Origin of the sequence: Kitasatospora sp. NPDC057936 (genome assembly GCF_042887525.1) — a bacterium.
Lineage (GTDB): Bacteria > Actinomycetota > Actinomycetes > Streptomycetales > Streptomycetaceae > Kitasatospora.
Genome location: NZ_JBHVPD010000010.1, coordinates 1 through 12,682, shown reverse-complemented (window position 1 = coordinate 12,682; position 12,682 = coordinate 1). Strand labels below are relative to the sequence as shown.

The 12,682-nt window shown below is 74.2% G+C and carries 10 protein-coding genes; 5 read left to right on the top strand and 5 right to left on the bottom strand.

The window, feature by feature from the left end; genetic code table 11:
• Nucleotides 1-84: 84 nt before the first annotated feature.
• The 3 genes from ACFVU9_RS07955 to ACFVU9_RS07945 form a co-directional block, all read right to left on the bottom strand.
• Nucleotides 85-957: a hypothetical protein gene (locus ACFVU9_RS07955; RefSeq protein ID WP_380443538.1), complete on the bottom strand. Its 873-nt coding sequence runs from the start codon at nucleotides 955-957 to the stop codon at nucleotides 85-87.
• A gap of 182 nt (nucleotides 958-1,139) precedes the next feature.
• Nucleotides 1,140-1,991, bottom strand: a complete 852-nt coding sequence (locus tag ACFVU9_RS07950) for a hypothetical protein (RefSeq protein ID WP_380443536.1) — start codon at nucleotides 1,989-1,991, stop codon at nucleotides 1,140-1,142.
• A gap of 175 nt (nucleotides 1,992-2,166) precedes the next feature.
• A complete protein-coding gene (locus ACFVU9_RS07945) occupies nucleotides 2,167-2,778 on the bottom strand; it encodes an NTP transferase domain-containing protein (protein ID WP_380499105.1) in 612 nt (203 codons plus the stop codon).
• A gap of 145 nt (nucleotides 2,779-2,923) precedes the next feature.
• Between ACFVU9_RS07945 and moaA the strand changes: the two genes are divergently transcribed.
• The 3 genes from moaA to ACFVU9_RS07930 all read left to right on the top strand — a co-directional run bounded on the left by moaA (nucleotide 2,924) and on the right by ACFVU9_RS07930 (nucleotide 6,452).
• Nucleotides 2,924-3,919 (top strand): GTP 3',8-cyclase MoaA, encoded by a 996-nt coding sequence (gene moaA, locus ACFVU9_RS07940; protein WP_380443532.1) that lies wholly within the window; start codon nucleotides 2,924-2,926, stop codon nucleotides 3,917-3,919.
• A 129-nt stretch (nucleotides 3,920-4,048) separates the two neighbouring features.
• On the top strand, nucleotides 4,049-4,801 hold the full coding sequence (locus ACFVU9_RS07935; protein ID WP_387591114.1) for an HNH endonuclease family protein: 753 nt from the start codon (nucleotides 4,049-4,051) through the stop codon (nucleotides 4,799-4,801).
• A 79-nt stretch (nucleotides 4,802-4,880) separates the two neighbouring features.
• Nucleotides 4,881-6,452: an alpha/beta hydrolase gene (locus ACFVU9_RS07930; protein WP_387591111.1), complete on the top strand. Its 1,572-nt coding sequence runs from the start codon at nucleotides 4,881-4,883 to the stop codon at nucleotides 6,450-6,452.
• A gap of 69 nt (nucleotides 6,453-6,521) precedes the next feature.
• Here the strand turns inward: ACFVU9_RS07930 and ACFVU9_RS07925 are convergent, their stop codons facing one another.
• Together ACFVU9_RS07925 and ACFVU9_RS07920 are read right to left on the bottom strand one after the other, a co-directional pair.
• Nucleotides 6,522-8,996, bottom strand: a complete 2,475-nt coding sequence (locus ACFVU9_RS07925; protein ID WP_387591108.1) for an ArnT family glycosyltransferase — start codon at nucleotides 8,994-8,996, stop codon at nucleotides 6,522-6,524.
• 124 nt (nucleotides 8,997-9,120) lie between these two features.
• A complete protein-coding gene (locus tag ACFVU9_RS07920) occupies nucleotides 9,121-10,242 on the bottom strand; it encodes an alpha/beta hydrolase (protein WP_380499109.1) in 1,122 nt (373 codons plus the stop codon).
• Nucleotides 10,243-10,415: 173 nt separating this feature from the next.
• On the opposite strand from ACFVU9_RS07920, the gene ACFVU9_RS07915 reads away from it, so the two are divergent.
• Together ACFVU9_RS07915 and ACFVU9_RS07910 are read left to right on the top strand one after the other, a co-directional pair.
• Entirely contained in the window at nucleotides 10,416-11,357 is a 942-nt protein-coding gene (locus tag ACFVU9_RS07915; protein WP_380508269.1) for a hypothetical protein, read from the top strand.
• A 136-nt stretch (nucleotides 11,358-11,493) separates the two neighbouring features.
• A partial coding sequence (locus ACFVU9_RS07910; RefSeq protein WP_387591104.1) for a putative Ig domain-containing protein occupies nucleotides 11,494-12,682 on the top strand: 1,189 nt, incomplete at its 3' end.

Genomic DNA, 12,682 nt, shown 5'->3' with positions numbered 1-12,682 from the left:
GCCGGGCCGGGGCATGGCGGTGCCCGGGAGCGGCAAGGCGAACCTGGCCGGGGCGCTGCTCTCCCCAGCCAGGTTAGGCTCACCTTAGCTGATGCTGCCCCTGGTCTCCCGTCCGATGCGTCCGTCCGGGGGAGGCGCCGGAGCGCGGCCCGCGCCCAGCTGGCGCGCGAGCCACACGGGCACGCCTCCCAGGGCGTGGACGAGCCGGGTGGCCTCGGCGCGCAGCCGGGCCGCCTCGGCCGGTTCGGACACCTCGGCGAGCGCCGCGAGCGCCGGTGCGACGCCCACGGTGAAGCCGAGTTGCTCGCGCAGGCGCAGCGAGGCGTCGAAGCCCTCGCGGGCGTGGCCGTGGTCCCCGCGCGCGAGCGCCAGTGCGGCGAGGTGGCGCCAGGTGTAGGAGCGCAGCAGCTCGTCGCCGCGCTCGCCGGCGCCGTCGTGCGCCCTGCGGTAGGCGATCCAGGCGGCACCGCGGTCCCGCAGGAGGTTCTCCGCGACCAGGCCGCGGCGGAAGTCCAGCAGCGGGCGCCCTGGGGCGTCCGGCGGGAGCAGTGCCGAGGTGCGGCCGAACGCGGCCTGCGCCTCGTCGAGCCGGTCGCGGGGGCCGAGCACGCTGGCGAGGTACGCCAGGAAGCCGCGGGCGCAGGCGGCGGCCGCGCGCTGCTCGGTGGTGGTGACGCCGGCCTCGGCCAGGCGCAGCGCCTGCTCCGCCTGCGTCCAGTGCGCCGCGGTGAACAGGCAGCGCTCGATGAGGAGTTCGGCGCGCCCGAGGGCGACCGCCGGATCGTGCTCGGCGGCCGGTCGCAGCACGTCGGCGGCCTCCTGCCAGCACCCCCGGGACCGTAGCCGCCACACGGCGTCCCCCGGCTCCTCCGGTGCCGCCCGCCCCCGCCCGTCCGGGCCGCTCGGGCCCCATCCGTGCTCCGACAACGCCACCTCCTTGTGTGCGCCATCCAGCATCGGCACGGCACCCCGCAGGTCCTGGCGCCGGGCTCCTGCTCACCTTGCGGGCGAGGGGAGTTCGGCGACAGGACGGGGTCCGCGCTGTGGCGGCAATTCAACACGCGGGTGAGCTTGTGCACCAGATCACGAGCGCAGGTTGTTGCGTCCGCGGAGGAATCGATCCAGTGGGGCGGGCGGGGTCAGGAGGTCCAGCCGGTCTCCATCAGCGCCTCGGCGGCGCCGTTGGCGGGCTGCGGGACGCCGGCGAGGTCCAGGCTGAACAGGGCGACCAGCAGTTGTTCGCCGCGGACGGTGGCCTGGTGGGAGTAGCCCGCGAGGGTGAACATCGCGGCGGCCATCTCCTCGGCGTGCAGGGTCTGCAGCCACAGGCACTCCACCGACTTGACGTCGGCGGGCTCGGTCCAGGTGTCGACCTGGGCGACCATCCGGCTGCCCAGCAGGGTGACGCCGTCGCGCTCCTGGGCCTCCGTCAGCTCCAGGTCGTCGAAGCCGAGCCACTCCAGGTAGCGGGCGGCGGTGAACACGGCGTCCTGGGAGGTGCGCACCGGGTGCGGGCGGAAGGGCGCGCGGTGGCGGAAGGGCTTGGCCTGGCCGCCGCTGCCGCCGGGCGGGGCGGGCACCGGGGCGTTCATCGGGTGCGCCGGGTACGGGCGGGCGGGCTGCGGCCCGGTGCCGCCGAGCGGGGCGGCGGTGCCGCCGCCCAGGCGGGTGGTGCGGTCCACCGGCAGGCGGACGGTGGCGCCGCAGTTGCAGGTGAACTCGGGCTGCGGCCACTGGTCGGAGCGCCCGCAGTGCGGACAGCGCATGCTCAGCCAGGAGTCCTCCCAGGAGCGGAAGCGCACCTGCACGGGCACACCGCCGCGCAGCAGCGGCACCTTCAGGGAGGCGCCGCAGGGACAGGGCAGCGAGGGCGGTTCGTAGAGGTGTTCGCGGCGGCAGGCCGGGCAGCGGATCGCCCGGCCGCCACCGCCCGCCCCCGGCCCGTGGCGAGCGGGGTCGTGTCCGGTGAAGTCGTCGGGCAGTCCGGCCATCTCGGGCTCCGTCCGTTCGAGTCGGGTGGGAGGACGCCTCCCATGCTCCCTGAAACCGGGGCCGATGGACGCGGAATGGGGCAATCCTCAGGGAGAGATCAGGGGTGTGCGGCCGGTCGGTGTGCGGAGCGTGCGGTGGGGCGGCGCGGGCCGGTGGTGTGCGCCGGGCGGATGGTCACCCGGCGGACCAGCGGGCCAGGTCGGCCGGGGTGTCGAGGTCGTCCGGGACGGCGATGTCGGCGCACTCGACGAGCGTGATCGCGTCCGCGTGCGCCGTCAGGAGCGCGCGGGCTCCCGCGTCGCCCGTCGCGCCCCGGGCGGCCTCCGCGAAGTGCCGGGCGCCGATCAGCACCGGGTGCCCGCGCCGCCCGCCGTAGGCCGCCGCGGCGAGGTCGGCGCCCGCCCGGTGCGCGGCCAGCAGGCGGGCCACCGCGGCCGGGGTGACGCCCGGGGTGTCGACGAGCATCACCAGCACCGCGGACGCGCCCGGGGCGAGCGCGGCCAGGCCGGCCCGCAGCGAGGAGCCCATGCCGCCCGCCCAGTCCGGGTTGGCGACCAGACGGCAGCCCGGCAGGTGGGCGGTGGCGCGGACCTTCTCGCGCTCGGCGCCCAGCACCACCGTCACGTCCGTGCAGCCGCCGGCCCGTACGACGGCCACCGCATGTTCGACCAGCGGCCGGCCGTCGTAGCGGATCAGCGCCTTGGGCCGCCCGCCGAGCCGGCGCCCGCCGCCGGCGGCGAGCACGAGCGCGGCGACCGGCGCGGGGGGCCCGGGAGTGGTCTGCATGGGCCCAGCCTGCCCGCCCGGGGCGCCGCCGTGCATCGTGGGAACCCACAGTTGTACGAATCCACAAGGCGAAGCCGCAGGTCGTGGCCGGTCCCCGGCGGTTCGGCCGCTGGCGGTGCGCCCCCGCGGCCCCTGTACTTGGCAGATGAACACCGCACCGCGCCCGCTGCTGGACCGCTTCGGCCGGGTCCACACCGACCTGCGGGTCTCGCTCACCGACCGCTGCAACCTGCGCTGCACGTACTGCATGCCGGCCGAGGGTCTCGACTGGCTGCCCAAGGCCGAGGTGCTCGGCGACGACGAGGTGCTGCGGCTGGTGCGGATCGCCGTCCGGCGGCTCGGGATCACGTCGGTCCGGCTTACCGGCGGCGAGCCGCTGCTGCGCCGCGGCCTGCCGGACCTGGTCGGGCGGATCACCGCGCTCGGCCCCGAGGTGTCGCTGACGACCAACGGCATCGGGCTCGCCCGCACCGCCGCCGCGCTGCGCGAGGCCGGGCTGCACCGGGTGAACGTCAGCCTGGACACCCTGCGGCCCGAGCGCTACGCGGCGATCACCCGCCGGGACCGGATCGCCGACGTGTTCGCGGGCCTGGCCGCGGCGCAGGCCGCGGGCCTCGCGCCGGTGAAGGTCAACGCCGTGCCGGTGCGCGGCGTCAACGACGACGAGATCGTGCCGCTCGCCGAGTTCGCGGCCGAGCACGGCTACCGGATGCGGTTCATCGAGTCGATGCCGCTGGACGCGCAGGGCGCCTGGGACCGTTCGACGATGGTCACCGCCGACGAGATCCTCGCCGTCCTCGGCGCCCGCTGGGACCTCGTCCCGGTCGGCCGGCACGGCAACGCCCCCGCCGAGGAGTGGCGCATCGCCGGCACCGACACCGTGATCGGCGTGATCGCCTCCGTCACCCGCCCGTTCTGCGGCGGCTGCGACCGGGTCCGCCTCACCGCGGACGGGCAGCTGCGCAACTGCCTGTTCGCGACCGAGGAGTCCGACCTGCGCGCCCTCCTGCGCGGCGGCGCCGACGACGACGCGGTGGAGGCGGCCTGGCGCGCCACCATCGGCCGCAAGGGCCCCGGACACGCCATCAACTCCGAGGGCTTCGTCCGGCCGGAGCGCCCGATGTCCGCGATCGGCGGATAGGGCGCGCCGTTCGGCAATTGTGATCTTCGACATGCTCCTTGGGGTTCGCGTGGCGTCGCCTTGACCCGCTCTTGGGGTGGCTGATCTGCTGGTGCGCCGTCAGACCGCCCCTCACCCCGGGAGTCCTCCGTGCCCGCCCGCCGCACCGCGCTGTCCGCCGCCACCGTGTTCCTCATATGCGTGCTCGCGCTGGCCGGGTGGCTCGTCGGCGGGCGCGACGGCACTCCGCACGTCCGGGCCGGGGGCGCGGGCACCAGTCCGCTGGAGAACCCCGACGGCACCAAGCCCGGTCTCGCGCCGCTGAGTTCGCCGCAGGACCGCAAGGCCGGCCGCGACCTCATCGCGAAGGTCGCCACCGCCGCCCCCGGCCCGCGGGACGGCTACGACCGGAGCGAGTTCGGGCCCGCCTGGACCGACAACGTCGAGGGCGTCCCGCTCGGGCGCAACAACTGCGACACCCGCAACGACCTGCTCGCCCGCGACGGCACCGCCGTCGAGCGCAAGGACGGCTCGGACTGCGTCGTCACCGCGATGACCATCCTCGACCCGTACACCGGCACGACCGTCCGGTGGACCAAGCAGCAGGCCACGAAGATCCAGATCGACCACGTGATGCCGCTCTCCTACGACTGGCAGATGGGCGCCGCCACGTGGGACAGGGCCAAGCGCATCCGGATCGCCAACGACCCGCTCAACCTGATCCCCGCCGACGGCTCCCAGAACGCCTCCAAGGGCGACTCCGGCCCGGCCGCGTGGCTGCCGGCCGACACCGAGATCCGCTGCGCGTACGCGGTGCGCTTCGCCCAGGTGTCGCTCAAGTACCAACTCCCGGTCACCGAAGCCGACAAGAAGACCATGCTCGAACAGTGCTCCGCCCGGTGAACGCCCGATCCCGCCGTCCCCGCAGGTCCCCGGCGTGACCGGAGCACCGGCCAGGTGGTATTCGTGGGCGGTGGACTCGATGATCCCCCGGTACCCGCGGCGCGCCCTGCCGGCCCTCGCCGCCGCCCTCGCCGTCGCGCTGCCCGCGGGCTGCACCGGCTCCGTCGCCCCGGGCGGCGCAGCGGGCACCGCCCCCCGCGCGCCGATCGCCGAACGGGTCTCCGACACCGCCTCCCCGGCCCTGCGCGCCCTCTACGACCAGCGGATCGCGTGGGCGCCCTGCAGCGACGACGGCAACGGCGACCCCGAGGAGACGGTCGTGCAGTGCGCCGTCCTCAAGGTGCCGCTCGACTACGCCGACCCCGGGGGCGAGACCATCGACGTCGCCCTCGCCCGCGTGCCCGCCGCCGACCCGGCCCACCGCCTCGGTTCGCTCGTGCTCAACCCCGGCGGCCCCGGCAACTCCGGCGTCTCCCAGGTCCAGTGGGGCTGGCGGAGCTTCGACACCCCGCTGCACGACCACTTCGACCTGGTCGGCTTCGACCCGCGCGGCGCCGGGCGCACGATCCCCGTCACCTGCCTCGACGACCGCACCCGCGACGAGTGGACCAGCACCGACGACCCGTCCTACCACCACGGCCAGGTGCTCGCCGACGCCTGCGGGGCCAAGTACGCCAAGGTGCTCCCGTTCGTCGGCACCCGCAACAGCGCCCGCGACATGGACGTGCTGCGCAGCGCCCTCGGCGACCGCAAGCTCGACTTCCTCGGCCTCTCCTACGGCACCTACCTCGGCGCCCTGTACGCCGAGGAGTTCCCCGAGCGCACCGGCCGGCTCGTCCTCGACGGCGCCGTCGAGCGCAGCACCGACCTCCTGCACATGAACGGCGAGCAGGCCGCCGCCACCGAGACCGAGTTCACCGCGTTCGCCGCCGACTGCGCCTCGGCCGAGGACTTCTGCCCGCTCGGCACCGACCCGGACACCGCCCCCAAGCGGCTCGCCACGTTCCTCGACGGCCTCAAGAAGCACCCGCTGAGCACCTCCGGCGGGCGGCCGGTCACCGCGACCCTCGGCTGGAACGGCGTCCTCAACGTCCTCTACGACGGGCACCGTTCGTGGGAGCGGCTGCGCGCGGCCATCGAACCCGCGATCACCCGCGCCGACGGCGACGAACTGCTCAAGCTCGCCGACGCCAACACCGGCCGCGACGAGGACGGCCACTTCGAGACGCCCGCCGACGCGTACGCCGCGATCCACTGCGCCGACGCCCCGCTGGCGCCCACCGACGCGGACCTGCGCGAGGCGCTCGCCGACCTCTCCGCCCGGGCCCCGCTGACCGGCTCGCACGACACCCGGGCCACCCTGCTCGACCCCGACTGCCGCCCCTGGCCCTACCGTTCGACCGAGCAGCCGCACACGGTGCGGGCGCCGGGCAGCGCCCCGGTCCTCGTCGTCGGCTCCACCGGCGACCCGGTCACGCCCTACCCGTGGGCGCAGCGGATGGCGGCGGGCTTCGAGCACGGCGTGCTGCTGACGCGCGAGGGCGACGGGCACACCGCGTACGACAAGAGCGGCTGCGTGCGCGGCGCGGTCACCTCGTACCTGGTGGACGGGCGGCTGCCGGAGGCGGGCACGCACTGCGCGACGGACTGACGGCCGGCCGTCGACGCGCCGAGGGGCGCACCGCGTGGTTCGCGGTGCGCCCCTCGGGGTTCGTCCGGCTCAGGAGGACGGGGCCGCCGTGAGGTCGTAGAACGTGGCGCCGCCGACCGTCTTCGCGGTGAAGTGGCCGGTCACCCACGCCTCGATCTGGGCACTCTCGTTCTGCTGCCCGCTGTCGTCGCCGGCACCGCCGCCGCCGAAGCCGCGGTGCGAGCCGCCGCCGATGAACCAGTGGATCCTGCCTTCCTGGACGTACTTCTGGAAGTCGGCCAGGCTCAGCGACGGGTCGGTGCCGTTGAAGCCGCCGAGGGCCATCACCGGCTTGCCGGTGGCGAGCTGGTAGCTCGCGGCGTTCTGGGAGCCGGTGGTCGCGGCGGCCCAGGTGTAGTGGCCGGCGTCCTGCTTGAGGAGGGCCGCGGCCTCGTCGCCGACCTTGGTGCCGCCGAGCAGGCCGCCCATGCCGCCGCCCGTGCCGCCGGGGCCGCCGAAGCCGCCCGCGCCCTCGGGGTCCGCCGCGCCGGGCATGCCCGGGGTGCCGGTGCCGGTGCCGGTGCCGTTGCCGCGCTCGTGGCGACCGCCGTCGGCGCTGCCGTTGCCGGAGCCGTTGCCGGAGCCGTTGCCGGCACCGGGGAAGCCGCCCTGGCCGCCGCCGAAGCCGCCCGGGAAGCCGCCGCCGTTCTGGCCGTGCGGGGCCCGGCCGCCGGGGAAGCCGCCCTGACCGCCCTGACCGCCCTGGCCGCCGGGGAAGCCCTGCCCGCCGGGGAACTGGCCGCCGAAGCCCCGGCCGTTGCCCGTGGCGCCCTTGCCGCCCCGGCCGCCCTTGCCGAACGAGCCCGGCCCGAACGCGCCCTTGACGGACGGCCCGGCCGTGATGATCGAGCCGTTGTGCGCCGTGCCGACGGTGTCCACCGCGTACGCCGCCGGGCCGCCGAGCGCCGCCGCGAGGCCCACGAGGCCGGCCACCGAGGCGATCCGCGCCCCGGTCCGCCCGGAGGTCCGCCCCGCGAACTGCCCGGCCACCAGCGCGGCCGCCGCCGCGAGCCCGGCGGCCAGGACCGCCCAGCGCAGCCACGGCAGGAAGCCCGAGCTGCGGCCGAGCAGGACGAACGCCCACACCGCCGTCGTCGCGAGGGTGCCCGCGAGGACCAGCGCGTACGGCAGGCGGTGGCGCGCCCGCCACAGCCCGTCCACGCCCATGCCGACCAGTGCGGCGACGGCCGGGGCGAGCGCCACGGTGTAGTACTGGTGGAAGATCCCGGACATGAAGCTGAAGATCAGCGCGGTGGAGACCAGCCACCCGCCCCAGACCAGGAACGCCGCGCGGGCGGTGTCGGTGCGGGCGTAGCGGCGGGTCGCCCAGAGCGCGACCAGCAGCAGGATCAGCGCGGCCGGCAGGAGCCAGGCGATCTGGCCGCCGATGTCGCTGCCGAACAGGCGGGTGATGCCGGTCTGGCCCCAGCCGCGGTTCTTCATCCCCTGCGCGGCGCCGGCCGGCAGGTCGAGCCCGGCCGGGAGGCGGCCGCCGCCGCCCACGCTGCCGCGCTCGTTGCCGTCGACCCGGCCGAGGCCGTTGTAGCCGAAGGTGAGCGACAGGAAGCTGTTGTCCTGCGAGCCGCCGACGTACGGGCGGGCGGAGGCGGGCAGCAGTTCGACGACCGCGACCCACCAGCCGCCGGCGACGGCCAGCGCGACGCCCGCGAGCAGCGTCTGGCGCACCCGCCGCCACAGGCCGGTGGGCGCCACGACGAGGTAGATCACCGCGAAGGCGGGCAGGATCAGGAACGCCGCCAGGGTCTTGGTGAGGAACGCGAAGCCGAACACGGCGCCGGTGAACAGCAGCCACCGGGTGCTCGCCGTCTCGATCGCGCGGATAAGCCCGTACGCGCCGACGGTGAGCAGCAGGACGAGCAGCGCGTCCGGGTTGTTGAAGCGGAACATCAGCGCCGCCACCGGGGTGAGGGCGAACGCGGCGCCGGCGAGCAGGCCGCCGAGCGGGGAGAAGCGGCGGCGCACCGCCGCGTACAGGACGCCGACGGTGGCGGCGCCCATGAGCGCCTGCGGGGCGAGGAGCGACCACGACGAGAGGCCGAAGATCCGCGCGGACAGCGCCATCGGCCACAGCGACGCCGGGGGCTTGTCGACCGTGATGAAGTTCGAGGCGTCGGAGGAGCCGAAGAAGAACGCCTTCCAGCTCTGGCTGCCCGCCTGGACGGCCGCGGAGTAGAAGGCGTTGGCCCAGCCGGAGGCGCTGAGGTCCCACAGGTAGAGGACGGCGGTGGCGGCCATCAGGCCGAGCAGGGCCGGGCGCACCCAGCGGGGGTCGTCGGCACGGCCGCGCCAGGCGCGGGCGGGGAGGGTACGCAGTCGGCCCGACCAGGAGGCCGGGCCCTTGGGTCCGGCCGGCGGCAGGGACTGCTCGGGGAAGAGCGGTGCCGGGACCGGTGCGGGGGCCGGCTGGGGCACCTCCGGCGGCGGGAAGTCCGCGGCCTCGGGCCACGGTTCACCGGCCGGCTGGGTGTAGCTGGTCGTGGTCATGCGCCATACCGTGCGTGGCGCGCCTGAGAGAAGCGTGAGACGGGACTGTGAGCCGGGTGTGATCTAGGGTTTCACGCCCGGTTCGGCCGTTCTTGGCGGCCCGACGGGACGGCTCGCCGCACGCTCAGGCGGGCTGGGGCATGACCAGGTGCTTGCCGAGCCACTCCAGGGCCGGGGGGATCTCGCGGGTCCAGGTGTGGAAGTTGTGGCCGGCGGTGTCCAGGGTGATCGTGGACATCTTGGTCGGGGCCTTGAAGGCGCCGACCATGGCCTGGGTCTCGCCGTAGTTGTTCTCGTCGTTGGCGGTCGTCAGCAGCAGCGAGACCGGGGCGGGCGGCTGGTTCTTCAGCCGCCACAGGAGGTCGTTCTCCTGCTTCAGCTTGTCGCTGCCGCCGAACAGGTCGCCGGTGGTCTCGTCGTGGGCCGCGCTGTAGTAGCCGGAGAGCGCGATCGCCGCGGGGTAGGAGTCGGGCTTGCGCAGGGCGAACTTGAGCGCGCAGTAGCCGCCGGTGGAGTTGCCGATCACGGCTCGGTTGTCCGGGGCGGTGCCGATCCGGTAGGTGGTGGCGAGGGCCTTGGGCAGGTCGGTGGTGAAGAAGGTCTCCACCTGGGGGCCGTTCGGCACGTCGACGCACTCGGTGTCCCGGTTGCCGACGAGCGTGGGCCTGGTCATCACGAGGATGGTCGGCGGCAGCTTCTTCTGGGTGATCGCGTCGAGGGTGGACGCCGGGTACTGCATGAGCGAGATCAGCTTCTCCGGGGTGCCCGGGTAGCCGGTGAGCACCAGGGCCATCGGGAAGCGCTGCTTGGCGTAGTCCGGCTGGAAGTACTGCGGCGGCAGGTAGACGTAGGCCTCGCTGGTCAGGCCGCTGCCCGCTCCTTTGACGTCGACCTTCTGGATCAGGCCGGAGCGCTCGGGGTCCGAGCCCTGGGCCGAGTAGAACTTCTGCTCGCCGGTCACGGCCACGCCGGAGGCGTTGGGCGTGTGGTCGACCACGGTGCCGTTCTTGCCGCTGGTGCCGAGCAGGTCGGTCCACGAGCTGTAGAAGCCGAAGTAGCTGTTGGCGACCAGGCCCATGGCGATCAGCACCGAGACCTGGGTCGCGAGGAAGGCGCCGATCCGGCCGAGCCAGGACCTCCAGGTCCGTCCGCCGAATCTCGGCCACAGCCACATGGTGGCGGCGAAGACGGCGATCGCGATCACGGACGCGACGATCTGGAGGGGGAGGCCGGTGAGACTGAGCACGGGCCCGATGGTAGTTGACCGCCGCAGGCTCCCCACGCGCCCCTCGTGCGCGCCCGTACGCTCCTTGTGCGCCCTGTTGACCTTGCTGTGCGCGCTCCGGGACGATGTCCCGCGGGATACGTGCACGTAGTGTGCGCGGCGCGTGCGGGGGACGACACGTGGGGGCGGGGTTCATGAGGTCCATCACCAAGGCCGGTCTGGCCGTCGGATCGGTGCTGCTGCTGGCGGCCTGTTCCAGCGGGGGAGGGCAGTCGGCCGCGGATCCGAAGCCGTCCGGTGGTTCCGCCGCGCCGCCGGCGCCGACCGCCACGCCCCGGCCGACGCCCACCCGGCCCGCGTACGGGCCCGTGCTCACCGGAGCCGTCGACCCGGTCACCACCGCGCTCGGCAAGGTGACCTCGGCCACGACCCTCGCCGACCTCGACACCGACCTCGCCGGGATCGCCACCAGCGCCAAGGCCGCGAGCCTCACGCTGCGCACGGCCGACCAGCCGCCCGAGGTCGGGATCACGCAGAGCGACCTCGCCTCCGCCCTCACCCAGCTCGGCACCGAGATGGCGAAGATCCAGGGCGACATCAAGCACAAGACCGTGTGCGGGCTCGGCGCCGGCCTCGCGGAGGTGGGCCAGGCGGCGAGCCTGAAGGCCGTCACCGCCTCCCTCGCGAAGATGGCGACGGCCGGCTACCCGACCACCTTCGCCGTCCCGCAGCTCCCGGCGGCGCAGAACCGCACGCTGGACAACGGCACGCTGGTCCGCAAGGGGCGGCTGAACGGCGAGGGCGTGTTCAAGGTCGACAACGGCGGCTCGTCGGACGCCGTCGTCACGCTCGCCCTGGACGGCAAGGCGGTCAACTCGGTGTACGTGGCCAAGGGCTCGAACGCGAGCATCGAGGGCGTCCGGGACGGGACGTACGAGGTGTACTTCTCGGGCGGCGTGGACTGGGACAACGACGCGAAGGCGTTCACCCGGAGCTGCCGGTTCACCAAGTTCCAGGACACGCTGGCCTTCGAGACCGGGCGCACCGCCACGTCGTGGTCGGTCACCCTCAAGCCGGTGGTCGGCGGCAACGCCAAGACCGAGGACGTGGACCAGAACAACTTCCCGCAACCGTAGCGTCCTTGACGTTCGACGGCGTTCCCCGGCCTTTTTCGGTCAGGACTGTTGACCCCTTGAAGTGGCCATGGCACTTTCGTGCGGCGCGGGCCTCGGCGACCAGTCGGGCACCCCGCGATCCCCCACAAGGAGAGCCATGTTCAAGAGACTTGTCGCCGTCGCCGGCGCGAGTGCGGTCATCGCCGGCGGGCTGACACTCGCCGCCGCCCCCGCACAGGCCGTCCAGGCGGCCGACCTCACGGCGACCATCGCGCTCGACGACTGCTCGGCCTCGCTGGTCCGCTACCCCGCCTCCGTCGACGGCGACCGGGCGCTCATGCTCACCAACGGCCACTGCCTGCCCACCATGCCGAGCGCCGGCCAGGTCATCCAGAACGTCCCCGCCAGTCGCAGCGGCACCCTGCTCGACGGCGCCGGGAACAGCCTCGGCACCGTCCAGGCCGACAAGGTCCTGTACGCGACGATGACCGGCACCGACGTCACGCTCTACGAACTCACCGACACCTACGGCGCGATCAAGAGCCGCTACGGCGTCACCGCGCTGACCGTCAACGACGGCCACCCGGTCAACGGCGCGGCGATGTACATACCCTCGTCGTACTGGAAGCAGGTCTGGAACTGCTCGGTCAACGGGTTCGTGCCCACCCTGCGCGAGGACCAGTGGACCTGGCACGACTCGCTGCGCTACAGCTCCGGCTGCAACACCACCCACGGCACGTCGGGCTCGCCCATCATCGACTCCGCGAGCGGGCGGATCGTCGGCATCAACAACACCGGCAACGACGACGGCCAGATGTGCACCCTCAACAACCCGTGCGAGGTCGCCGCCGACGGCAGCACCACCGCCACCAAGGGTCAGAGCTACGGCGAGGAGACCTACTGGTTCACCACCTGCCTCGGCGCGGGCCGGGCCATCGACCTGAACGTCGCCGGCTGCCTGCTCACCAAGCCGGGCGGCGGCAGCTCCGTGTCGGTGAGCAGCCCCGGTGACCAGTCGACCACCGTCAACGGCTCGGTGAGCCTCCAGCTCCAGGCCTCCGGCGGCACCGCGCCGCTGTCGTACTCCGCCACGGGCCTGCCCACCGGCCTGTCGGTCGACTCCTCGACCGGCCTGATCTCCGGCGCGGTGAACACGATCGGGCAGTTCCCCGTGACGGTCACGGTCACCGACGCGACCGGGGCGACCGCGACCACGAGCTTCAACTGGTCGGTCCTGGGCGCGGGTGGCTCCTGCACGCCGGCGCAGTTGCTGGGCAACGCGGGCTTCGAGACGGGTTCGGCGGCGCCGTGGACGGCGTCGAGCGGTGTGATCGACAACAGTGCGT